This is a genomic window from Pseudomonas sp. EU05-FHT14B02, from assembly GCF_058791055.1.
Map to the genome: position 1 here is coordinate 113,014 of NZ_JBYTDD010000012.1, position 21,394 is coordinate 134,407.

Below are 21,394 nucleotides of genomic sequence, written 5' to 3' on the forward strand. Positions count from 1 at the left end.
GAATGGGAAGAGTAACGAATGGAAAAGGGAAGTTTCGTTTTGGGGCAAACTGAAGCTCTGGATACAAACGAATCGGAGGAGAAACACTCGATTGAGACCGAGGACGATAGCGTTGAACAGTTTTCGGATAAGCAGTCCTCAATAATTCCTGCCCCAACCGGATCTCTCAGTAAGTCCCTGACGGATTCTATCTCCTCGATAGGACTCCCCCAGACTGGGTTTCTCAGTAAGTCCCTGGCGGATTCTATTTCCTCGATGGGACTTCCTCCGGGCGGGTCTCTCAGTAAGTCTCTGACGGATTCTATCTCCTCAATAGGCCTCACCCAGGCCGGATCTCTCAGTAAGGCTCAGATGGATTCCATTTCCTCGATGGGAATCACCCAGGCCGGATCTCTCAGTAAGGCCCTGACGGATTCCATTTCCTCGATGGGAATCACCCAGGCTGGCTCTCTCAGTAAGGCCCAGATGGATTCCATTTCCTCGATGGGAATCACCCAGGCCGGATCTCTCAGTAAGTCCCTGACGGACTCTATCTCCTCGATAGGACTCACCCAGGCTGGCTCTCTCAGTAAGTCCCTGGCAGATTCTATTTCCTCGATGGGACTCCCTCAGGGCGGGTCTCTCAGTAAAGCCCTGACAGACGCTATCTCCTCAATAGGACTCACCCAGGCTGGATCTCTCAGTAAGGCCCTGACGGATTCCATTTCCTCGATGGGAATCACCCAGACCGGATCTCTCAGTAAGGCCCAGATGGATTCCATTTCCTCGATGGGAATCACCCAGGTAGGGTCTCTCAGTAAGGCCCTGACGGATTCCATTTCCTCGATGGGAATCACCCGGGTAGGCGCACTCAGCAAGGCGATGGCGGCTTCTATTACCTCGTTAAGTGTCAATCCTGCCGGCATACTCAGTACAGTCATGGCAGCGTCTATTTCCACACTGGGGCTAACCCAAGCTGGTGCATTCAACACGGCCATGGCGGCGTCTATTTCCTCACTGGAGCTCATCCAGTCTGGAACACATAGCGAGGCGATGGCGGCGTCTATCTCCTCTCTAGGGCTCGCGCAGGCGGGAAAAGTTAGCAAGGCACTCGAAAATTTAAACGTTGAAGCACTGCTAGATGAACTAAAAGGCCGTGCCGAATTTACAGAGGAAACAAGGCTTGACGCTGGACCATCGACTCAACACACCAATCTAGATCAGCATGCAACACCACACTCCTCTTCAACAACAGAAGAACCAAGCAAAAAAACCAAATCCGTCGACCTCTCCTGCATTCCGACTTGGTTCTTATTATTCTGGCTACACTTTCTTTTAAGTTCGGTAGATTTTGCTACCAATTGGGAATCACTCCGGCAAGGAATTGTGGATATTAATGCTCGCGTTCCGCAGACCGAGTCCTTTCATGACATTCGAAACTTCATCCGCATCGAGCTTTCTGGAAAACCAGGAGACATACGATTAGTAAAAGGTTCAAATGTTAACTTGCGCGAAGACCCAAGCATGAATTCAGAAGTAATCTTACAGCTCCCAGAAAATGCCGTAGTGGCAGTTCTCGGAAAAGAAGATCGCACATGGCTATTGGTTTCGTACGAACACGAAGGTTATGTTTTAGATGGATATGTATCCACCAAGTTTCTAAAAAAAGTCAGAAGGTATTGATCACAGATACGAACTTCCATCGCCGCTCTGTGGGCAGTGCCGGGGCTAGGGACGTTCGCCAATCCCTAGCAAGCTATATAATTGAGTATCACCACCAGCAGTTATGGGACTGGAAGCCACATGGGAAACCTAACATCTGATCGGCTCAAACCTGACGCAATCTACTCAAGGAACGATCTCAAGCAGCTTTTCGACATCAAAGACGCCACTCTCAAAAATGGCATTTTTCAACCCAAGGGATATGACTCGGTTTGGCTATTTTTGACCGAGGAAAAGCCACGCGAGCAGACTCAATACGTTGACACCCTAACGGGCGATGTTCTGGGTATGCAGGGGCAAAAAGAAAGGCGAACAGACCACCTAATTCTTGAGCACAAGGAACGTGGACTGGAACTACTAGTTTTCTATCGCCGGAATAAACTCGAATATCCGGCCTATGGTTTCCGCTATCAGGGAGCTTTCTTTTATGAAAGCCATTCGAACTTGGACTCAAAAGCCACATCCTTCATTTTAAGACGCGAAGGTACCGAGAGCGTAGATACCAGTCTGAAGGAAATTGAGCGAAAGGAAGATGCCCTGGGTGCATTTGACCCCTCTGACTCCAAGGACGCACGCGAGCGGACTCTCACCTCTATTGTTCGGCGACGCGGCCAAACTCGATTCAGGAAAATTCTGCTGAGAGCTTACGAGGGGCGTTGCGCCGTGACGAAATGCGAGATCGAGCCAATACTTGAGGCTGCTCATATCCACCCCTACCTAGGTGACCAAACGGACGTGGTCTCCAACGGCTTGCTACTTCGAGCAGATATTCACACCTTGTTCGATTTTGGGATGCTCTGGATAGAGCCAGAAAGTTTGGCGATTCGAATTTCTGATCGACTGAAATACAGCGAGTACTCTTCGCTGGAAGGGCAACTTTTGATCCTTCCTAAAAACGTGTCAGACCACCCAAGCCAGGCTGCTCTAACGTTCAGGAAAAATTTAAATTAGGTTTGGCTGTAGGGATGTAACCTCAAATAGGCAACAGTTCAAATCTCTTGACTAAAACTCTAAAACACTTAAGAATTTTTGGAATCATTATGGACATAACAAAACAGAAAGAAGAATGCGAAACAAAAGCCAAAGAGCTGCTCTCAACTTACTTCAACAATGGAATTATACGCGAGCAAACCCTTCAAGAGTTCACTGAAAAATGTCAAACCCTAATGTCTTCTTACCCAAATTATTCCTCAATGAATGCAGCAACAGGGAATTATATTTTTAACAAAACAAAATTCGATCAACCTTTAGTCATTAAAAACCCTTCCGCTAGCAAATTAATATCGTTATTCACTTCAAGTAATAACGCACGATTTTCCGATTTCAACGACCTCAAAAACACTTACATCATCGCTCTTCAGCAAAAAATAGATGAGAAACTTTCCCAGTCTATATCCCTGTATGCTTTTCACATGCTGTTCATGGGGAAAATAATAATTAGCGGTGCAGAAATGAAAGGTATTTCAGATGCGACCGCCTACATGGCTTTCAAATACAGGCAGAGCTTACTTGGCGAATTTACCAAAGAACGTTGGCAATAATCTACGCCCCTGTAATCGGACAATTCCTCGTTATCAGTTTCCCAAGCTGATAACGAGGGTTCGATTCCCTTCACCGCTCCACTATTTTCAAGGCCTCCAGCCTTCCCCGCTTCAACTTGGTGTCTGTTAAGGTGTCTGTTTCTGATTTTCTCAGATTCCAGACAAGCAAAAACAGACACCAGCGCCTCTACGATCATCAGCACGCTTTAGACTATATCTCCTGTCCCGCCGACGGATCACCCCAGCACTATTTCCACACCACCTTCCCCAGTTGATCACGCCCGGTTGTATAGATCTCCCGCACTGCCGGGACTGGTCCCGTTTTCGCGTGACGCACTATCCTCGGTCTCTCTCTCATGCTCTACTGTACAAATAAACAGTACGCAGAGACTCATGTGATGCCCGGAAAAATCATCGACCTGCAGCAGATCAGAGCATTGAAGGAGCTGGGAATCGAATGGGGAGCTGGCTTTTCAATAAATGACCTGCCGCTAGCCTTCTCGCCAGACCACTGCGCGATTGCACGCGCCATGCTGGATTGGTCAATAGAGGCACTCGCATTCCGGTCTGGCGTTTCAGTTCGGGCAATTAGAGACCTTGAAGAAAACAGGCGACCATTACGCCAGGTCACGATGCAAGCCTTGTCCTTCGCTTTAGAAGCGGAGGGCCTGGTGTTTCTGCCAGGACTGAAACCCATGCGCGGGCATAACTGCCGAGGTAGTACCCAAGATCCCAGGACGCGCGACGATTTTCATCTGATCGAATAGCTGTCTTTTGCCGTTTATTGGACGCCTCCCCCTCTGTGGATCAGTACACTGCTTGTGGTCGCCAAAAGCGGAGTTTTCTAGCAACGAGTCCGGTGTACAGCAGTATGATACGGCTCACGTTTTGCCATGAACCAAACCAATAAACCAAGGAAGATATCGCCATATGGCCAACGAGCCGCTTCGCCAAGCAAAGGCAGAATTATGGTCAGCATCTCGAGCAATTGATGCTATGACTGCCGCCACTAAAATGGACGAGTTTGAGGCAGAATGGCGCGAGTTTTTGTCCTGCCTAGAGAAGGTATGGACCAAAACCGAACGAACATGTGCACCGCATCAGGCTCAGTTTCAACCCTGGCAAGGAAAATTTCATGCATTGCGAAGAAAAGACATGCTGCTCCGTTATTTGAAACATGCTCGCGATGCCGACAATCACACCATCCAAGATCTTGCCAAACTGGAGCCCGGTTACACTGTCTACGATTTTGTAGGGTCCAGAGGTGGGTACATTGAGCATCTGCACCTGGACGCGAAGGAGGGTTTGGTTGCCTACAAAGGGGATCCCATTACAGCAACGGTAATTCCACCACGCCCCGTGGCGATAGCCGTTGAAACCTGCGGACAACGATACAACCCTCCTACGATGCATTTAGGAAAAGCCGTTGATGACCTCAGCCCCATAAATTTAGCAAAATTAGGGTTCAGTTTTTATTCGGATTTCGTTCATCAGGTCGAGGAAAAATTCTTTCCTAGGGAGCGATAAAAGCCCTTGAAACTGAATCCACTTAGAAAACAAAAATAGCAGAATATTCACACTACCGAGCTTGAGGTTATTTTATGGAAAGAAAATATCAAGTTTTTATTGGATCAACATATACCGACCTAATAGACGAAAGACAGGAAATCTTTCAGTTACTTTTACGAAATGATTTCATTCCAGCAGGAATGGAAAATTTTGTGGCATCTTCTAAAAATCAATTAGACCTTATCAGACCAATTATTGACGCTAGCGACATTTACCTTTTAGTGATAGCAGCAAGATATGGAAGTCTCTCACCAAGCGGCATAAGCTATACAGAGGAAGAATATAACTACGCCCTCAGCCAAGGAAAACCTGTACTCGCATTTATACACGAGACCCCAAGAAACCTCCCGCAAAAAAATTGCGAAACTGATCCAGAAAAAATCGACCTACTACAAAAGTTTAAAATTAAAATTCTGGACATTCAGCACTGCAACATGTGGAACAATCTACATGAGCTGACTATGAAAATTACTGCTTCACTTCATCAGGCAAAAAATGACGAAGGACTACTTGGCTGGGTGAGGGGCAACTCGGAGCTTACCCCAAAAGGGCAAATACTATTAAACCAAGCGCGGCAAAAAACCATTGAACTTGGTATCGAAGCTAAACAAGCTCGAGAAGATTCTCAACGATTAGAATCTTCAGTGCTGGCACTATTTAATGAAGCTTTGAAACCTGCTACTCCCTCTGAATACGATGCTTGGGAAGCGGGGGCAATTAAGCAAGGCCAACCTAAAAAGCTAATAGGTCATACTGCGCATCTCGGCGAGATAAAAATTGCCCATAAGGACTTCGTATTGCCAGTGATGTACGGGTCAAAAGCACCGACTATCATTATTCAACCGAATGTAAAAGTTTACAAAACCGACATAGGTCACAGCACCCTACTATACATGGATGAATTTAGAGTAGAAGGTGCAATCGCAGAGATATACTCAGACAGACGAGTAGAGTAATTTCAGGGCTTTAGGCTCCCACATTGGGAGCCCTATTCCATTAGCCCAAGTGCAAGCCTGCGTTCAAGCCTCACCTAGTGACCTTATTGAGCGCCCCGGGCCTCCTCGATCCTGATTTTGCTTCGACTGCTCACTTCTCATCCGAAACGAAAAGGCGATGGAAGCGGCCAAGTTTAGTAACTAAAACAGCCCTCCCAAAGAGGCCGGGGCCCAGTTCATAATCACCAGCTCTCCGCTGACTTCGGCCCTTCCTTGCCGCTGGTTGGTGGTGCTGTAACGAATATCCAGCGTCTCAAAGTGGAAGCCCTCGAACACCCGCCGAATATCTGGGTGATCGTTAATGCTAACCATCACCTTGCCTTTGCAGCGACGCATGAAATCAGACATGCGCTCGTAGTTCTCGAACGGAAAGTCCACCCCATAGCCGGCGGTCTGCCAGTACGGCGGATCCATGTAATGGAAGGTGTGCGCACGGTCGTAGCGTTCTGCGCAATCCAGCCAGGGAAGGTTTTCGACATAGGTGCCGGATAGGCGCTGCCAGGCGGCCGAGAGGTTTTCCTCGATTCGTAGCAGATTGATGGCCGGGCCGGTGGTGGCGGTACCGAACGTCTGCCCGGTGACCTTGCCCGCGAAGGCATGGTGCTGCAGGTAAAAAAATCTTGCGGCGCGCTGGATGTCGGTGAGGGTTTCGGGGCGGGTCATCTTCTGCCATTCGAACACCTGGCGCGAACTGAGCGCCCATTTGAATTGGCGCACGAACTCTTCAAGGTGATTCTGCACGACGCGATACAGCGTCACCAGGTCGCCATTGATGTCGTTGAGGACTTCAACGGGCGCAGCTTGGGGCCGCATGAAGTACAGCGCGGCACCGCCGGCAAAGACTTCGACGTAGCACTCGTGAGGCGGAAAGAGCGGAATGAGGCGGTCGGCCAGACGGCGTTTGCCGCCCATCCAAGGGATGATGGGAGTAGACATAAATAGCAAGACCTTTACTGTATGGATAAACAGGTGCTAGGCTCGCCGCGCTTCGTGCACGGAGTAAGAGCCTTGGCTGGACTTGCAGGGACGATCTGCAGGGACGGCGGCCGGGCTGGATGTTGACGCATCCAGACCGGTCGCTCTTTTCACTTCGGTGTTGAGATTTCTTTGGCGTACGCCTGACAGGCCGCGAGGGCGATCAGTCCTTGGTCACCGGCATCGGTGATGCCGATAATTCGTTGAGCATGCGCTGGGTCAAGTTGTGCTCTTGTGGGGCCATGAACCACGCCGCCGGTGGCGGTGGTGGCTGACATTGCGCAGCCGCTGGCTGAATCGGTGGCGTCGAGTAGGACTGACAGGCGCAGATCAGCAGTGGCAAGACGGTCGCGCAGGCGACCTTGATCACGTTGGGCATCGCTCAGGGCTCGGTAGTGGGTTTGTTCACTGGCGGAAAGCCGCTGCTCCAGGGTCAGACGTTTGTCTTGTTCAACGCGCTGTTGCGCGGCTGCGGCCAAGGTCAGTTGGTTGAGAGTGTCGGTGTGCAGACGGACTTGTTGCTCCAGCTGTTGACCGTAACGCCAGTCCTGCACCTGCCAAGCTAATGCGGCAGAGCCACCGCCCACTACGGCCAGCAGCCCACTGATGGCCAGCACTCGATACGGCGCCGGGATCAGGTCGACGAGACGCATAACACCGCCCTCGCCCGCTCCCACAGCTGCAGTCGATCCGCCAGGCCATTGAGGCCGCCATTGATCTTGCGGGTGATCGCCTCGAACTCGCCCCGATCCGCCAGCACGTTCAGTTCACGTATCCACCAGAACCACGCGGCTGACTCGGCCGCCCATTGCGGCAGCTCGAGCAGCTCAGGGGTGCGCAGCAATCGCTCGTCGCCGAACAGCGCCAGGCTGCAGCGTAGGTAGTTGCTGTGGCCGGTGATCTGGATCAGGCCGCGACCGCGATAGCGCTGGCCATCACCATCTGCTTCCGGGGTGTTGCCCAGCTTCATGGCCAAATTGCCGGTGTCGTATTTGCCCAGGTACTGGTCACCACCCAGTTCACGTACGTACTGCAGTTGGCCGGATTCGTGCCCGACCTGCGCGAGGAACGCGGCCTGGCGTTTCGGCGTGTTGATTTGCCGGTGGACCATGGCGGCATTTAGCGCGGATACAAAAACGCCCGCTTGGCGGCGGGCGTTGGGCATGATGCGTTGGAGTTGTTGCTCAGTTAGTGGCATTCGCTTGCTCCTATTTCTGGGACGGAAGACGGCGCTATTGATTCAGCTGCACCACCTTCAGGTCTTGCGGTTGTTTTTTCTTCTTGCCCTTGGCCTTGGCTTTACCCTGTTTGCCGCCGTTGCACTCCACGGTGGTCGACCATCCGGATTGGGTGTAAACCTGTTCGACCGAATCCGTCAGGTACTCACCGTCTAGCCCGTCCTTGAAGCCCTGGGCATTGATCGATCGCTCGGCGAAAATGTCCGTGCGCCCGGGCATCTCCAGACGCACACCGGCACCGGAGCGATTGAATGCGGCCAAGCGGGCCTTGGCCGCCGCTTCGGCAGCGGTTTTGTTGGGGTAGATATGCCGGTCGGTGTGCACCGCTGGGAGGCCGTCGGGTACGTCGTCGTTGTCCAGGGAAACCACCACCAGCTTCCCGTTTTTCTTGTCCTGATGTTTGGTCGCCACGGCCTTGTGCGCATTGCGATCCCCCAACCGAAACTGCCAGCGGCTGACATCGCTGCGCGTCAGGGTGATGGCGCCGAAGGCCTTGCCGCTCGCGCTCTGCCCGCCTTGGCGTGGCATCACCAGCAGCTTGCCCTCAGCCACCTTGGCCGTGCAGTCGTACTGCTTGGCCAGACGAGTGAGAAAGTTAAAATCGGACTCGTTGAGCTGATCTGCCCGGACCACCTTGGTCGACACCGGACACCCCGGCTGCCAGCCGTTGCGTGCAGCAATGTCGGTCACGACGGTCGACAGCGGTACGTTTTCCCAACTACCACTGCGGATGGTCTTGCCAGTGCCGCGCATGTCACTGGCCTTGCCCTTGATCACTAACGTGTCCGGCGGTCCCGAGGCCTCGACCTCATCAACGACGTAGCGGCCCATGCGGGCCAGCGCCGTTTCGGCGTAGCCGAGGTAGACCTCGATGGCGCTGCCGCGTGACGGCAAGGTCACCTGGCCATCGCGATCATCGATGCGCAATTCAAACTCGTCGGATTCCATCCCAGGCTTGTCCACGGTGCGCAGCTGGATCAGCCGATCATTGATCAAGGCCGTAATGTCGGCTCCATTGGCGACGATGCGAAACCTAGGGGTCATGGAATTTTTCCAAAAAAAAACCCGCACAAGGCGGGTATGAAAGTAAGGAGCTTGAGTTATCAAGCGACACGAGTGTAGACCATCAATCCCATAGCGTGACCTGTTCCTGTACCGGCGTCGCCAGATCCGGCAGCGTGATAACCACGCCGGCTCGATAGGGTTGCGGCTCTTCGGCCAGACCCTGATTGGCATCCAGCACCGCTTCCACACTGCCCACCAGGTGGCCATAAAAGTCATGGCAGATGGTGTCCAGAAGATCCCCATCAGACGTTCTGCATGTCGTCGCCATAGCGCCCAAACTCCAGAGTGAACCCTTGTTTACGCGGAATCCCGCCGTGCATCAGCGCGCCCTGTTCTTCCGTGATGCTCTTCAGGCACCAAGTGCCCATGACATCGCCGTAACCTGTGGTCAGGGTCAACGGCTTCAGTTGAGCGCCAATGCTGCGCAGGGTATCGAGCTGCTTCAGTCCCCCCTTGAAGCCCGGATAAATCGTGCCCTTCAGGGTGATTTTCTCTTCACCGACCCCTACCGCCTGTTGCGCTGGCCGACGCGACAGGCGCTCTTGCGAGGCCCAGCGAAACTCGGTCGAGCGCGACAGTTCATCGAAGGCCGCCGTGTCCAGGTTGAAGTAGTACGGTTGCGCCTTGGGATCCTGCGGCTGAATGATCAGCAGGTGCGGAAACGGCTTCACCGCCTCCGGCGCCGGCGTGCCATCGGTAGCGAACGCACTGGTGGGCACAATGTTGGCCAGCGACGGGCTGACCTTGCCGGCGATCTTGTTGATCGCTGTCGCCGCCTTGCCCGCCTGTTCCTTTAACGTCCCCAAGCGCTCCTGCACTTCGGCGGCGGCCCGGGTGGCCCTGCCGTAGGTGGCCACTACCTGCCCGACCTTGGCTTGCGCCGCATTCACGCCGCGCATAACCCGTTGCAGCTTGGCACCGATTGCCGGCCCCACGAACGGGATGCTTTCCAGCTCGGACGCGGCGCCGGTAATCTCCCGGATCGCTCCATTGACCGGGCCGAGCATGCCGTCCGCACTGCGGCGTCCGGACTCCCCGGCGTCGACCAGGTACTTGAGGCCAGCCTGCAATTGTTCCATGTAAGCCATGGGCTCTCCTTACAAGTGGGGTTCATCGAACAACTGGCTCGACGCGTTTTGCTTCGCAGCGTCGGCCATCATTCGCTGCATGTGCGGCATCAGGTCTTGAGCCAAGCGCTGCGGATCCTTGACGTCGCCTTGCACGGTGACCGGCATGCTCAGGGAGTACTGGAACTGCTGATCCACTTTGGTGGGTGCCGGCTTCTCTGGCGCTTTGGGTTGGATCGCCGCCGCCGTCGGCTTAACCGGTGCCGGTGTCGCCAATGCGCGGGCGACATCACCCAAAGCTGGGCTGGAGGGTGCGGAACTGGCCGCCATTAGCAGCGCGCCGGGCTCGTTCGCTCCGTTGAAAGATCGTCCCATGCTGGCCAAGCTGGGCACCACCGGCCCCGGTCGAGGCGCCATCAACAACGGTGTTACCGGTGTTGCTGGCTTTTCTTCTTCGCCACCAAGCCATGACTTGCCCACGGCCCCGCCCAGCGCCGTACCGCCCATACTGCCCAGATACGCACCGACCATACCGCCAATCGCGGTACCAATGATGGGCACCACCGAACCGATGGCCGCTCCAGCAGCGGCACCGGCCATGGTGCCTGCCAGAGACCCCGCTGCCGCACCGTAACCCTCGGCTTTTTCATCTTTCGTCTCGGCATTCAGGTAAGTGTCGACAGCCATGCTTCCGGCCTCCAACAGCGAACCGCCCGGGATCACTTTGCCCACCTTGCCGACCTTCCCCACCGTTTCCGCTACAGCGGCCACCTTGGCCATCACTCCACCAGTTGGCGGCAGCGATACGGGTGGACGCGGCACGGGAACAGCTGGCCGAGGCAACGGCACCGGCGTCTTGGGCACAGGCATCGGCGGTCGTGGTACCGGTGTCGCTGATCGAGGCCCAGCTACCGGTGGGCGTGACGGACCTCTCGGTCGTGGCGGTGTGGCAACCCGACGCCGCCTCGAGGAGTTTCGAGGAGTCCCTCGACCCTGAGGCCGACTCTCCAACGGTCCACCGCCACCCAGGGCTGCCGCATTTACCACAAACACCTTCCTGACGCTGCCGTCCTCCAGACCGGCTTGCACCTCACTACCGCCAGCGGTTTCTTTGGCGAGCGACACCACCTTGAGCCCGGTCGCCACCAGATCTAAACCACCGGCTTTCTTGCCCTCCTGGCCGTCAGCGGTTTCGCTGGCCTCGGACGAACCCTTGAGGTCCGCGAAAGCCTTGAGCCCCGTCTCAACCAATGCCAAGGCCTTACCCGTCTTGCCCTTGGGCTCCGCCCCCGTGCCTACACGGTCCCCTTCTAACGAGTTGGTGACAAAGACCTTCTGCACCTCGCCGGATTTGCCTTTGCCCAATGTTCCGCGCGCCAGGTTGAGCAGTCCTTTGCCGATCTTGAACGAGCTGACAGCCGTCTGCAGCGCGAGCAAACCACCCCCGACCGCCGCAATACCCGTGACCACTCCGGGCGAGCTGTCCGCCAGCGCGCTGATGCCCTTGGTCACTTTGGTCAGTGCTTCCGCCACGGTATCCGTCACCGGACGCAAGGCGTCGCCAACGCTACGCATGGCATCGTCCATCGACTGCGCCATTTCCGCCCACTTCTGCGACGACGATTCACGCCGCTCGGCGAGGTTTTTATCGAGGATGCCCGAGGCTTCGCGCGAGTCGTTTTTCAGCTGGCTGTACAGCGCCTTGTTCTGCAGGTAGGCCGAAAGCGCGGCCTTGACTTGCATGTCGGCGAACAGGTCGCCGGTTCGCAAGGCCTCCTCCAGTGACGCCATCATGGCCTTGGCCTTTTCCGGATCCGCCTCCTGGCTGATCTTCGACGTGGCTTCGGCCATCAATGCCGCCCTTTTCGGGTCGGTCGCCTGGATGTACTTCTGCGCCAACGCCATGCTCGACTCCAGCGTCGACATGCCGTTCTGCAAACCGGTCTGCATCGAGCCCTTGTAGTCGATGCCAGCCTTTTTGTACGCCTCCACGGTGTCGGTCGAACCGATCTTGCCCATCCAGTTTTTGAGGTTGTTTGCCGCCTCGTCGGCACCGCCGGCGGTTTTCATCTGCACCTGCAGCATGGCGCCCAGCTGCGTTACCGCGTCCATGCCGGTGATGTTCAAGTTGCCCATGTTCGACAGCAGCTCAGGGAACCAGCGGGCCATGTCGACCGCCTCGAAGCTGCCGGCCTGACCCTGAAAGGCAATGGCCTCGAGCGCCTGCTGCATCTGTTTGGCATCGGTGATCTTGGCGTTTTGCCCCAGCGCATTGATCATCTTCGCCGTGTCGGCGCCATTCGAGCCCTGGCCCACGGCAAACTTGGCCGCGACCGGTGCATACTCCAGCGCCTTGGTCAGGTCCATACCGGCCCCGACCAACTGGTTGACCACGTCGGCGACGTCATTGCGCGCCATGCCAGTGTCGCGCGAAGTCTCGATGATCTTCTGCGACACCTGCTTTTCTTTCGGATCGTTGGCAATCCCGGCCTTGATCGCGATGTCACGGACAATGGCCCCAAAGTCGGCGCTGACCTTAGTCGCAATGCCCACCGTCGCCACCCCGGCGACGGCCTGACCGACCGTGCTTTTCATCCCGGCCTTGCCGGCATCGATCTGCTGGTAACCCTTGGCCTTGAGCTCCGCCCTGTTCGCGGTCTGGCCAAGCGAGCGGTACGCCTTGTCCAGCCGACCGACCTCGACCCCCTGTTTTTTCAGGCTGTCGAGGTTGGAATTCAAGCGACCCAGCAGCTTGGACGCCCCAGCGGCGCCGCTGTCGTGGGCCTTTTTCCATTCATCGCGCAGGCGAATGGTGTCGCCAATGGTGCGCTGTAGCACCCGCGCCTTGTTGCCTTCCGCTTCCAGGCGCTTGATGCGCCCGGTGACCTCATTGAACGCGGCGCCGACCGTAGGACTGACGGCCCCGCCGATCACCAACCCGAGGGAGAGTTTGTTCGCCATGTCATGGCTCCCCTGTGCAGAGCATTACCGGAAGCGGCTCAATCCGTGAGCCACCACACCATCTCGGAGAACGGCATCGACTGAATCTCGGCGGCGGAAAATCCGGTGTCCGCCGCGAGACGCTTCGCCACCATCTTCATCACCCCCGGATCAAACCCCGTCGTCTTGCTCCAGGCGAAAATAGCCGGCCTGCAGACGGTTGTAGTCCACCACTTTCAGGCCCTCCAGATCGGCGATCGCCGCGCCGGCCAACTCCGCAAACAGCACCAGTTCGCGCTGCTCGTCGTCACCGCCTGCCGCCCGGTCCGCGGCCCGCACTTCGCGCACCGTGGGCGAGCGCAGGGTCAGTTTGTCGATCTGTACGCCGTTGACCTCGCTCGGGCGCGACAGGCTGACCACGGCGTTTTCGGCGGTCACAGACAACCAGGCTGGGAGCGATTTCGAATAGTCGACGTGCGGCACTAGGTTCGAATAGGCTGCCTGCAGGCGGCGATAGTCCACCACCTTCAGGCCTTCAAGATCCTTGAGGCCCGCCTCGGCCAGGCTGGCGAACAGCTGCAGTTCTCGAAGCTCGTCATCATCACCGGCAGCACGGTCGGCGGCGCGGACTTCGCGCACCAGCGGCGCACGCAGCACCAACGTATCGACCTTCACGCCATTGACCTCGCTCGGTCGCGAGAGGGTAATCACCGCGCTGTCAATGTTGATCAGTAGCCAGGCCGGCAGCTTGTTTGCAGTTTGCATGGTCATCCGGTTCTATTCCCTTAGAGGCCGAGTGCAGCGCGCACTTCGGCGAGTTGGTCTACACCGTCGATCACCTGAATACCGGCGATCATGTCGATTTCGTACATCACGCGGCCGTCGATTTCGAGCTTGTAGTACACCGGTGCGATCGCGTGTTTGATCTCCGCCGGATCACCGGCTTTCCAGTCACCGAGGTCGACCTCTTTCAGCAGCCCGCGCAAGGTGGCCACCACCGCCGTGACGGCCCCCTTGTGGCCACGGAACGCGCCACGGAACGACGCGTTGAACGCCGAACCATCGGCCAGACCGAAGTTCTTGAGCGACTCGCGACGCACGCCCTTGGTGACAAAGGTCGCTTCCATCTTTTCCAGGCCCTGGGCCATCTCGATGGAACCGGCCATGCCGCCGGCTCGGTACTCGTCGGTTTTCACCGTCAGCTTGGGTAGAGTCAGGCTCGGCACGTCGCCGGCAAAGTTGACGCCGTCGACGAACAGGTTGGTGTTAAACAAGGTTTGAGGAATCATCTAGCGCTCCTTAAGCGTCGAGGACTTCGGTCAGCCACTGGTTGGTGACTTCGATCAGGAAGTTCGGGTTTTCCGCCGGCGGCACGTCGGTGAAGCGAATGCGCCAATACACCTTGCCCTGCTCGATCTGGCTGGCGGTGTTGAGTTCGGTGTCGGCGAACACTTCAAAGTTGATGATTGCGCCGGCGTTTTTTTGATCGCGCATGAACGCGTCCAGGCCTTCGGTCACTTCCTTGACGTAGGTCTTGGTGATCGAGCGGTCGACCGCCCATTTGTGCCCCGCCTGGATCGCATCCATCAGGATGTCGCAGGTGCGTACACGGGTGACGAACGACCATTTCGGGTCGCTGGAAAGCGTGCGATTGCCCCACAAGCGATAACCACCGTCGCGAATGATCGTGGCGATGAACGCGTTGTTCAGCAGGTTGGCCCGGCAGGTTTCGTCGCCGTCGAGGTACTCGATCGGGCGCACGGTGCCGGTGATGCCAACAAACTCTTTGTTCGACGGCGACGCCCAATAGCCATAGTTGGCATCGGTCCAGGCAAACAAGCCCGCGACCCAGGCCGAGCCCGGGGCATCCACTGTCGCACTCATCACGGTGTCCCAGGTCTGCACCCCCGGGTCGACCATGTAAATGCGCTTGCTGCCGAAGTTCTCGGCATATTCCATCGCTGCTTCGTCGGTGGTGTTCGGGCCGTCGACAATGGCGATCGCGCGCAGCTTACCGGCCAGGGCATCCATGGCGGTCGCCACCACCTGAGTGGAGGAATGCCCCGGGGCGATCAACAGTTTCGGCTGGGCGTTGTGCTTGCTCTTGCCGTCCAGCAGCGCTTGCAGTCCGGTACGCTGGCCGGACGCCAGAACGCCACCGATGATGGCCGAGGTTTGCAGCGCCTCGTCTTCAAGCTTGGCCACGCCCACCGCGACGATCACCGCCTTGGCGCGCACGTAGATGGCCGCTGCCGCCTTGGCGATCGCCGAGCCCGCACCGAACGCGGCAATGGCTTCGCGCTCAGACGTGAGCAATACCAGCTCGCCGGGCTGGGCCGTGGCGGTCGGGCCCGGGGTGAAGGTGTCGCACAGGCCGATGATCGAGGACGACGGCAGCGAAATGGTGCGCGCCCCCGTTTCGATCAGCGAAGTCGTGACGCCGTGAAAAAAAGAACCACTCATAGTCAATCTCCAGAAACGAAAAAGCCCCGCATGCGCGAGGCTGTGAGGGGTGATCGGGTTACGCGTAACGGAAAAGAAAACGCCCCGTCAGTGCGGGGCGTTTATTGGGTTTGCTCGGCCAACCATGGCGGGGCGATCGGGCGGTGATCCACCAGGGGAAACTCCGCACCTTGCGGCCAATCGCGCAACTGCCGGCGGTAAACCTGCAAGGCAGTGTATTGCTCAGCCGCGAGGGTGGTTGACAGGCCGCTTTCCACTTCGTCGCGGTGACGCGAGACAACGCCGTCAGACAACGACAACTGCAAGTCTCGCCAGATCCGCTCGGCGCTCTCTTGCTCGGCCAGCGTCGCGACCAGGGGCGCCGCCAACAGCGGCGAACCGTGTTCATCCACCGCAATGCGCTGGCCGGCGGCTTGCCCTTCCAGCAAAGCGCGGTGCGCTTCCAGGGTTATTGTTACCCCGCCGTTGTCACTGCCCAGGAACAGAAAGCGCTGGTCTTCGTCGATCCACTTGGCCCAGATCATCGGTTCAGGGGGCGCCACCAGCACCGGGGCGCCATGCTCATCGGCCACGATGATCATCCCGGCGCTGAGCCCGTGCATCAGTGCCGCATAGTCGGCCTCACTGATTTCATTGCCGCCGTTGTCGACCTCCGCGAACACAAAGGCCTGATCTTCATCCGACCACTTAACCCATACCGTCATGCTGAGGTTCCTTTTGCAACGTAGTGACAGACCAGCCCGCCAATATTGCAGCGGCCGTTAAACCCCGATGGCGTCGGCGAGTCGGCCCACGCCGAGGTGGTGGTTGTCGAGGCATTCATCGCCGTGACAATGACTTCATCCACCCGCCCGAAACCTTGCGGGAAGGTCACCGGCATCGCCGCACCTGGGGTGACGTTGGAGGTGAATGTGCCCCGGCACTCTTGCTGGCCGTTGGGCAGTTTCTGATAACCGCTGACCGCGTTAGACCCGGCGAACATGGCGGAATAACGCGCCGCGATCGTGCCGCCGATCAGGCGCCACTGACCACCGAGGCGGAGAAATTCGGCGGTGTCACCCTGCACGAGCGCGATGTTGCCGACCACGCCGCTCAGCGTGTTGAGCGTATCGCCCGCCCCGGGCGCCACCGTGACCAACCCCGTCCCGGCATTCGCGACGGTGATAATCGCCGCAGCCGTCGCGGGAATGGTGCTGGTCGCCGGCAGCGTACAGCCCACCTGGGCCGCGCTGGAAAAGCTGGTCAGGCCGCCCACCTCGCTCAACGTCAGCACGGTGTTGGCCGTGACCGCGAGGTAACTGGAATATTGCAGGCCCTGGCGCCGCGCATATTCCGAAGTGATAAAGGTCTTGGTGTTGTCGAATTGCGGCGGCGTATTCCAGTTCGGCCCGGACATGATGCCGGCGTATTTCAGCGCGACCGTGCCGCCGATCAAGCGCCACAGGTTACCAATGCGAATAAACTCTGCGGTGTCCCCCAGGGCCAGCGAAATGTTGCCGACATAGTTGATCGCATCAATCTGCTCCGCCGGGTCACAGGTGACGGTGAGCGTGCCCAGGCCGCAGACAACACCCACAGTCGCCCCGCGCGGAATGGTGCCACCGCCCACCGGTAGCGTAGCCACCATCGCCCCACCACTGGCAAAGGCGGCCACCTTGCCGATGTCCGCGAAGGTCAAGACCGCTGACGCCGAGTAGTTGGTGTAGTCGCCGTATTCAAGCCCCATGCGCTTCAAGAACGCCGAGGTGACTAGCCGTAGCGAAGCATCGAATTGCGCCGGCGTGTTCCCCGTAGGGTTGATCAAGGCCGGCGCGTTGATCGGGGCAAAGCCTTGCGTCACGTTCTGAAAGGTCAGCGCCGTGGTGCCGACCACAATCGCGCCATCGGTGGTCAACTGCCAACGGGTGTCGGCTTGCGTGGCGCCCTGCTCGACCGACGTCAACAGCTCCGAAGTGACTTCGGCGTTGCTGTCGGCATCCGCCGCCCGCGCCCACGCCAGCGACGACGCCAGCCAAAGGCCATTGTCCTTGGCCACGACTTGGTTTTTCACCAGCACGCGATCACCGGCCGCCAGGGCCACGCCATCTATGGTCTGAAGCCCGGCCAGCACGATGTTGGCCGTGGTGGCCACGCGCACCGATTGCTTGCTGTCGAGCTTATTCAGCTCTTCAATGATCCGCGTATCAACGTATTCGCGGGTCGCCAACACCACGGCCGGGTCAATCTTCAGCGTGATGTTTCCGGTGCTGCCCACAATGAAATTCATCCGCACCACTTGCGTGCGGCCAGAGCCTTGCGACAGTACCGGCTTGAAGCTCGGCGCACAGTTGGCCACCGCGACCAGATCGCCGTGCGCGTCGTAGAGGCCGATTTCGCGAATCCACCACCCCCCCTCATCGGCCGGAATGACCTGCTCGGCGATGATTACCGCCGCGTTGTTCGGGTCGACCTTCACCTGATTAAGCGGCCGGCGCCGGCGCTCATTGATCAGGCTGGTTTGCGCCGCGCTGGGCACCGGGTCGGTGCCGTTGGCATCCCCCACGCCCATTTGAGCAAACGTCCAGGCAACGCCGAGCGCGTCGGCGTTCGCCTGCTTGGCCATCCCCACATTCGTGAGGGTGGCGAAAAACTGCGAATTCGCATCAATCATAATAAACGTCCAGGGTGTCTATGGAGTGTTCGCGGCCAACCACGCCGAGGGTGCCGCTGACCTCGATGTCACGCATCACCGGTGGGTAAACGTCGATTTCGTCGCCTTCGTAAACGCTGACCGCGACGTTCAAAACGCCTTGGCTTTCCAGGCTGATCGCCAAGTTCGTCAGATGCCGCGTCACCGGCTTGGCGTCGTCGATCAGGCGCTCTAGCTCCTGATACATTTCCTCGGTAATCCCGGTGTCCAGCACGCCGACCTTGAGCGCAAAGGTGCCCGGCACCCCCTCCGGTACCGTGTTGAACCACTCGATAATCTCGATCAGGTAGCCCAAGGGCTCGACCACCCGGCGCAAGGCGCCGATGGTGCCCTTGTGGGCATGGATGTAATACGACGCCTTGATCGCAGCGCGCTTGGTCGCCTCGCTCCACCGGTAATCCCAGCGATCAACCGACCAGGCCCACGCCAGGTGCGGCAGCAAATGCACTGGGCAGGTGTCGGCGTTGTAAAGCGCGCGCAGCGGGACAATGGTTTTTTCGTAGAGCGCCGCCTCAAGGGCGCGCTCTAGTTGCGTGCTATTACTCGGCAGTAGGCTGTTCATGTCAGCCCGCCAGATTCACGGTGACTTCGGTGCAGAATGCCGCCTGCGCCTTGGTCGGGGCCAGGTCCACCCAGCCGACCAGCTCAACCCGAGACACGCCGGCGATATGCAGTTGCGCGTCCACCGCCGAACGCGCCACTTCGACCCCGAGCCGCTTGCGTGGATTGATCCAGGCGTTAATTCGGCTTTTGGCCTCGGCCAGACTGGCGTCCGCCTCAGGCCCGACACTGCTCATGTGCAAAATGGCATCGATGCGGTAGTCGATAATCTGCGCGCTTTGCACGGTCAAGCGATCCCCCACCGGCCTGACGTCCTCGTCATTCAGCGCCGCCTTGACCGTGGCCAGCAGCTCAGGACTGGCCACGCCTTTGCCCTCGGAACTCAGCACCGTGACCGTAACGTTGCACGGTGCCGGACTTTCGGCGGTGGCATCCGCGACCAGGCCCGACGCATTGCGCGCATGCAGGATGTAGCTGGCACGCGGGCCGGCAGTGGTCAGCCCTTCGTAGGCCAACTGAATGCGTTCACGAAACGGATCGTCGTCTTCCCTGACCTCCGGTACCGGAGGTACCGCCAGCAGATCCTCGGCCTGAATCACCAGCCGCTTGAGATTGACGTTGGCCCCCAAGTGATCGAGGTCGTCGCGAATTGCGTGTGCCAGTAACAGCGCCTTGCCGGCATCGTTGACCCGGGCGCGGTTACCGACCTTGATGTAGGCCCCTACCTCCAGCACCTTGGTGACCGGATCGCTTTCCAGCGCGGCGTTCCAGTTGTCGCCCATGTAGCCGCGAAAGACCCCCAGGCCTTCCTCATACACTGCTTCGAAATCCAATGGTTCCAGCACGCTCGGCGCAGGTAGCGACGACAGATCAACGATGCTCATACGCCCACCTCCAATAGCACGTCGTCGCCTTGGTACTTACCGGCGATTTTCAGATTGATTTGTCCGCCGATCACCGAAATGACCCGCACCCGCTCCAGCTTCAAACGCGGCTCCCAGCGCCCCAAGGCCCTGGCCGCTTCCGCCTGCACGGAGCTCTTCCAACCCTCGTTAACGGGCAGGTCAACAAAGCGCCGGAGCGTGCTGCCGTAAGCAGGCCGATGCCGGCGGCTGCCCAACGGTGTGCCCAAAATGTCGCCGATTGACTGCCGCAAATGCTCGATGCCGGAAATGGGCTGGCCGGTGTGGCGATCCATTCCGATCATCTGCGTTACTCCTTCAGTAGTTCAAATTCGTCATGCGCTTTCAGAAACTTGACGGCTTCGGTGTCGGAGCCCGGCACTTCAACCAGGCCCTTGGTCACCGGCAGACTGCGCTGGCTCTCTGGCAGGATCAGTTGGCGGGAGGTGTAGACCTTGTCGCGGAACTTCATCAGCGTCGAAACCAGAGCTGATGCCGGCTGTGGCAACGCTTCAGGGCTCGCTGGTAAATCAGTGACTGGCGTATCGCTCTTGGCCATGTGTTTGCTCCAGGCATAATGAAGCCCGCTCATGGCGGGCCATTGGAAGATTGAAATTAATGCGTGTGATGATTGCTGTTGCCGCCGGCGTCGATGATCGCGCCGGCACTGGTGATGCCCTGCGTGACGTGTAAGGCGCCGTCGATGGTCACCGCCGCTTTCAGATTGATGTTCCCGGTGATCACGTTGACAGCGGCGTCCGTTACAACCACCTCCGTGCTGGCGACTTTGATGGTCACCGTGCCGCTCGGCAGGGTGATGGCGTAGCTCTTGGCCTGCCAGTCGTAGACCAACGAACCGCCATCATCGAAACGCCAGACCTCCACATGGTCGCGGTTATCCGGCTGACCACCGGCATCACCGTAGAGTCCAGGAATGAAGGTGCCCATGCCGGCCTGGCCGCTGGGGTTGAACAGCACCCCCTGTTCGTTCAGGCTCGGCGCGCGCCAATGACGGGCATTGCCGGCCGCCAGACTGTGCCAGCGCACCCACGCGCTGACCCAATCACCGGCCTGCACCCGAACCGTGGCCGCAGCCAAATCCACACCGACCACCACGCAAGGCATCAGCATGGCGGCAATCATGCGGTCATGCTCAGCAAGGGCGTAGCTCATGGCACGTCATCCGCCGGAAAGAACTCATCTTTCGGGTCGTGGTTGAAGCCAAACCACAGCGAACCCGGTTGCTCATCCGGCCACGGCCATTGCTGCGGACCGAGGTAAATCTGCTGATGCCACTCCACCAGCCAGACGGTGTAGCCGTCCAACTCAGGCCGGGTCCAATCCTGCCCCGCCTGAATGAACACCGCAGGTTCAACCGCCAGCCCCCAGGTCTGCGCCCGCAAAATCACCGCGAGCTGGGTGGCCAGTTGCACGGCCTGCTGGTGATGGTGCGGCTTGATCGGATCGACGACGATCCGCGCCTCGAACCTGCACACCAAGGTCGTTTCCCCGGTGCCGATATCGACGCCAGGTTCAATCTCGGCCATCTCCAGAAACACCGCCGGCAGCGCCACACGATCTTTAATATTCGGCCAGGCCGTCACCGCACACACACCCGGCAACTCCGCCAGCAGTTGTTGCTCAACGGCCCGGTAAAGCTGATCCAGGCTAAAAGGCTCTTCCGACAC

At 58.0% G+C, this 21,394-nt stretch carries 24 protein-coding genes; 6 read left to right on the forward strand and 18 right to left on the reverse strand.

Features of this window, described 5'->3' with window-relative positions; translation table 11 throughout:
* Window positions 1–18: 18 nt before the first annotated feature.
* The 6 genes from AC3WTM_RS13550 to AC3WTM_RS13575 all read left to right on the forward strand — a co-directional run bounded on the left by AC3WTM_RS13550 (window position 19) and on the right by AC3WTM_RS13575 (window position 5,767).
* A complete protein-coding gene (locus tag AC3WTM_RS13550; RefSeq protein WP_102685543.1) occupies window positions 19–1,662 on the forward strand; it encodes an SH3 domain-containing protein in 1,644 nt (547 codons plus the stop codon).
* Between the two features lie 120 nt (window positions 1,663–1,782).
* Window positions 1,783–2,652 carry an HNH endonuclease gene (locus tag AC3WTM_RS13555; protein WP_102668838.1) on the forward strand — a complete coding sequence of 290 codons (870 nt, stop codon included), beginning with the start codon at window positions 1,783–1,785 and terminating at the stop codon, window positions 2,650–2,652.
* An 89-nt stretch (window positions 2,653–2,741) separates the two neighbouring features.
* Window positions 2,742–3,242, forward strand: a complete 501-nt coding sequence (locus tag AC3WTM_RS13560; protein ID WP_102668839.1) for a hypothetical protein — start codon at window positions 2,742–2,744, stop codon at window positions 3,240–3,242.
* Between the two features lie 398 nt (window positions 3,243–3,640).
* Window positions 3,641–4,009 carry a helix-turn-helix domain-containing protein gene (locus AC3WTM_RS13565; RefSeq protein WP_146023678.1) on the forward strand — a complete coding sequence of 123 codons (369 nt, stop codon included), beginning with the start codon at window positions 3,641–3,643 and terminating at the stop codon, window positions 4,007–4,009.
* A 163-nt stretch (window positions 4,010–4,172) separates the two neighbouring features.
* A complete protein-coding gene (locus AC3WTM_RS13570) occupies window positions 4,173–4,769 on the forward strand; it encodes a hypothetical protein (protein WP_102668840.1) in 597 nt (198 codons plus the stop codon).
* Between the two features lie 74 nt (window positions 4,770–4,843).
* On the forward strand, window positions 4,844–5,767 hold the full coding sequence (locus AC3WTM_RS13575) for a DUF4062 domain-containing protein (RefSeq protein ID WP_102668841.1): 924 nt from the start codon (window positions 4,844–4,846) through the stop codon (window positions 5,765–5,767).
* A gap of 180 nt (window positions 5,768–5,947) precedes the next feature.
* On the opposite strand, the gene AC3WTM_RS13580 is transcribed toward AC3WTM_RS13575, so the two are convergent.
* The 18 genes from AC3WTM_RS13580 to AC3WTM_RS13665 form a co-directional block, all read right to left on the reverse strand.
* Entirely contained in the window at window positions 5,948–6,742 is a 795-nt protein-coding gene (locus AC3WTM_RS13580; protein ID WP_102668842.1) for a DNA adenine methylase, read from the reverse strand.
* Window positions 6,743–6,891: 149 nt separating this feature from the next.
* Window positions 6,892–7,434 (reverse strand): lysis protein, encoded by a 543-nt coding sequence (locus AC3WTM_RS13585; RefSeq protein WP_102668843.1) that lies wholly within the window; start codon window positions 7,432–7,434, stop codon window positions 6,892–6,894.
* Window positions 7,416–7,979, reverse strand: a complete 564-nt coding sequence (locus AC3WTM_RS13590; protein WP_102668844.1) for a glycoside hydrolase family 19 protein — start codon at window positions 7,977–7,979, stop codon at window positions 7,416–7,418. Before AC3WTM_RS13590 ends, AC3WTM_RS13585 begins: the two co-directional genes overlap by 19 nt.
* Window positions 7,980–8,013: 34 nt before the next feature.
* Entirely contained in the window at window positions 8,014–9,063 is a 1,050-nt protein-coding gene (locus tag AC3WTM_RS13595) for a phage late control D family protein (protein ID WP_102668845.1), read from the reverse strand.
* A gap of 82 nt (window positions 9,064–9,145) precedes the next feature.
* Window positions 9,146–9,352 carry a tail protein X gene (locus tag AC3WTM_RS13600; RefSeq protein WP_102668846.1) on the reverse strand — a complete coding sequence of 69 codons (207 nt, stop codon included), beginning with the start codon at window positions 9,350–9,352 and terminating at the stop codon, window positions 9,146–9,148.
* Window positions 9,327–10,172, reverse strand: coding sequence for a phage tail protein (locus tag AC3WTM_RS13605; protein WP_102668847.1), 846 nt, complete (start codon window positions 10,170–10,172; stop codon window positions 9,327–9,329). The genes AC3WTM_RS13600 and AC3WTM_RS13605 overlap by 26 nt, the downstream gene beginning before the upstream one ends.
* A 9-nt stretch (window positions 10,173–10,181) precedes the next feature.
* Complete coding sequence (locus AC3WTM_RS13610) at window positions 10,182–13,112, reverse strand: phage tail tape measure protein (protein ID WP_102668848.1); 2,931 nt, start codon at window positions 13,110–13,112, stop codon at window positions 10,182–10,184.
* Window positions 13,113–13,262: 150 nt separating this feature from the next.
* The gene (locus AC3WTM_RS13615) at window positions 13,263–13,856 is read right to left on the reverse strand and encodes a phage tail assembly protein (protein ID WP_173677887.1); all 594 of its coding nucleotides are present in this window, start codon (window positions 13,854–13,856) and stop codon (window positions 13,263–13,265) included.
* Window positions 13,857–13,876: 20 nt separating this feature from the next.
* Complete coding sequence (locus AC3WTM_RS13620; RefSeq protein ID WP_102668850.1) at window positions 13,877–14,380, reverse strand: phage major tail tube protein; 504 nt, start codon at window positions 14,378–14,380, stop codon at window positions 13,877–13,879.
* Between the two features lie 10 nt (window positions 14,381–14,390).
* Entirely contained in the window at window positions 14,391–15,554 is a 1,164-nt protein-coding gene (locus AC3WTM_RS13625; protein WP_102668851.1) for a phage tail sheath subtilisin-like domain-containing protein, read from the reverse strand.
* A gap of 101 nt (window positions 15,555–15,655) precedes the next feature.
* Window positions 15,656–16,258: a hypothetical protein gene (locus tag AC3WTM_RS13630; RefSeq protein ID WP_256585984.1), complete on the reverse strand. Its 603-nt coding sequence runs from the start codon at window positions 16,256–16,258 to the stop codon at window positions 15,656–15,658.
* The gene (locus AC3WTM_RS13635; protein ID WP_256585983.1) at window positions 16,255–18,204 is read right to left on the reverse strand and encodes a phage tail protein; all 1,950 of its coding nucleotides are present in this window, start codon (window positions 18,202–18,204) and stop codon (window positions 16,255–16,257) included. The genes AC3WTM_RS13630 and AC3WTM_RS13635 overlap by 4 nt, the downstream gene beginning before the upstream one ends.
* Window positions 18,197–18,805 carry a phage tail protein I gene (locus AC3WTM_RS13640; protein ID WP_102668852.1) on the reverse strand — a complete coding sequence of 203 codons (609 nt, stop codon included), beginning with the start codon at window positions 18,803–18,805 and terminating at the stop codon, window positions 18,197–18,199. Before AC3WTM_RS13640 ends, AC3WTM_RS13635 begins: the two co-directional genes overlap by 8 nt.
* Window position 18,806: 1 nt before the next feature.
* Entirely contained in the window at window positions 18,807–19,688 is an 882-nt protein-coding gene (locus tag AC3WTM_RS13645) for a baseplate assembly protein (RefSeq protein WP_102668853.1), read from the reverse strand.
* On the reverse strand, window positions 19,685–20,011 hold the full coding sequence (locus AC3WTM_RS13650) for a GPW/gp25 family protein (RefSeq protein ID WP_102668854.1): 327 nt from the start codon (window positions 20,009–20,011) through the stop codon (window positions 19,685–19,687). The genes AC3WTM_RS13645 and AC3WTM_RS13650 overlap by 4 nt, the downstream gene beginning before the upstream one ends.
* A gap of 5 nt (window positions 20,012–20,016) precedes the next feature.
* Window positions 20,017–20,265 carry a hypothetical protein gene (locus tag AC3WTM_RS13655; RefSeq protein WP_102668855.1) on the reverse strand — a complete coding sequence of 83 codons (249 nt, stop codon included), beginning with the start codon at window positions 20,263–20,265 and terminating at the stop codon, window positions 20,017–20,019.
* A gap of 56 nt (window positions 20,266–20,321) precedes the next feature.
* A complete protein-coding gene (locus tag AC3WTM_RS13660; protein ID WP_102668856.1) occupies window positions 20,322–20,879 on the reverse strand; it encodes a phage baseplate assembly protein V in 558 nt (185 codons plus the stop codon).
* Window positions 20,876–21,394 (reverse strand): hypothetical protein, encoded by a 519-nt coding sequence (locus AC3WTM_RS13665; RefSeq protein WP_102668857.1) that lies wholly within the window; start codon window positions 21,392–21,394, stop codon window positions 20,876–20,878. The genes AC3WTM_RS13660 and AC3WTM_RS13665 overlap by 4 nt, the downstream gene beginning before the upstream one ends.

Bases quoted from the DNA above. Each gene is read 5' to 3' on its own strand.
- AC3WTM_RS13605 (WP_102668847.1), bottom strand. From the start codon at position 10,172: ATGGCTTACATGGAACAATTGCAGGCTGGCCTCAAGTACCTGGTCGAC.
- AC3WTM_RS13560 (WP_102668839.1), top strand. From the start codon at position 2,742: ATGGACATAACAAAACAGAAAGAAGAATGCGAAACAAAAGCCAAAGAG.
- AC3WTM_RS13650 (WP_102668854.1), bottom strand. From the start codon at position 20,011: ATGATCGGAATGGATCGCCACACCGGCCAGCCCATTTCCGGCATCGAG.
- AC3WTM_RS13565 (WP_146023678.1), top strand. From the start codon at position 3,641: ATGCCCGGAAAAATCATCGACCTGCAGCAGATCAGAGCATTGAAGGAG.
- AC3WTM_RS13615 (WP_173677887.1), bottom strand. From the start codon at position 13,856: ATGCAAACTGCAAACAAGCTGCCGGCCTGGCTACTGATCAACATTGAC.
- AC3WTM_RS13555 (WP_102668838.1), top strand. From the start codon at position 1,783: ATGGGAAACCTAACATCTGATCGGCTCAAACCTGACGCAATCTACTCA.
- AC3WTM_RS13640 (WP_102668852.1), bottom strand. From the start codon at position 18,805: ATGAACAGCCTACTGCCGAGTAATAGCACGCAACTAGAGCGCGCCCTT.
- AC3WTM_RS13635 (WP_256585983.1), bottom strand. From the start codon at position 18,204: ATGATTGATGCGAATTCGCAGTTTTTCGCCACCCTCACGAATGTGGGG.
- AC3WTM_RS13595 (WP_102668845.1), bottom strand. From the start codon at position 9,063: ATGACCCCTAGGTTTCGCATCGTCGCCAATGGAGCCGACATTACGGCC.
- AC3WTM_RS13655 (WP_102668855.1), bottom strand. From the start codon at position 20,265: ATGGCCAAGAGCGATACGCCAGTCACTGATTTACCAGCGAGCCCTGAA.
- AC3WTM_RS13585 (WP_102668843.1), bottom strand. From the start codon at position 7,434: ATGCGTCTCGTCGACCTGATCCCGGCGCCGTATCGAGTGCTGGCCATC.
- AC3WTM_RS13610 (WP_102668848.1), bottom strand. From the start codon at position 13,112: ATGGCGAACAAACTCTCCCTCGGGTTGGTGATCGGCGGGGCCGTCAGT.
- AC3WTM_RS13575 (WP_102668841.1), top strand. From the start codon at position 4,844: ATGGAAAGAAAATATCAAGTTTTTATTGGATCAACATATACCGACCTA.
- AC3WTM_RS13550 (WP_102685543.1), top strand. From the start codon at position 19: ATGGAAAAGGGAAGTTTCGTTTTGGGGCAAACTGAAGCTCTGGATACA.
- AC3WTM_RS13590 (WP_102668844.1), bottom strand. From the start codon at position 7,979: ATGCCACTAACTGAGCAACAACTCCAACGCATCATGCCCAACGCCCGC.
- AC3WTM_RS13625 (WP_102668851.1), bottom strand. From the start codon at position 15,554: ATGAGTGGTTCTTTTTTTCACGGCGTCACGACTTCGCTGATCGAAACG.
- AC3WTM_RS13600 (WP_102668846.1), bottom strand. From the start codon at position 9,352: ATGGCGACGACATGCAGAACGTCTGATGGGGATCTTCTGGACACCATC.
- AC3WTM_RS13580 (WP_102668842.1), bottom strand. From the start codon at position 6,742: ATGTCTACTCCCATCATCCCTTGGATGGGCGGCAAACGCCGTCTGGCC.
- AC3WTM_RS13630 (WP_256585984.1), bottom strand. From the start codon at position 16,258: ATGACGGTATGGGTTAAGTGGTCGGATGAAGATCAGGCCTTTGTGTTC.
- AC3WTM_RS13570 (WP_102668840.1), top strand. From the start codon at position 4,173: ATGGCCAACGAGCCGCTTCGCCAAGCAAAGGCAGAATTATGGTCAGCA.
- AC3WTM_RS13620 (WP_102668850.1), bottom strand. From the start codon at position 14,380: ATGATTCCTCAAACCTTGTTTAACACCAACCTGTTCGTCGACGGCGTC.
- AC3WTM_RS13645 (WP_102668853.1), bottom strand. From the start codon at position 19,688: ATGAGCATCGTTGATCTGTCGTCGCTACCTGCGCCGAGCGTGCTGGAA.
- AC3WTM_RS13660 (WP_102668856.1), bottom strand. From the start codon at position 20,879: ATGAGCTACGCCCTTGCTGAGCATGACCGCATGATTGCCGCCATGCTG.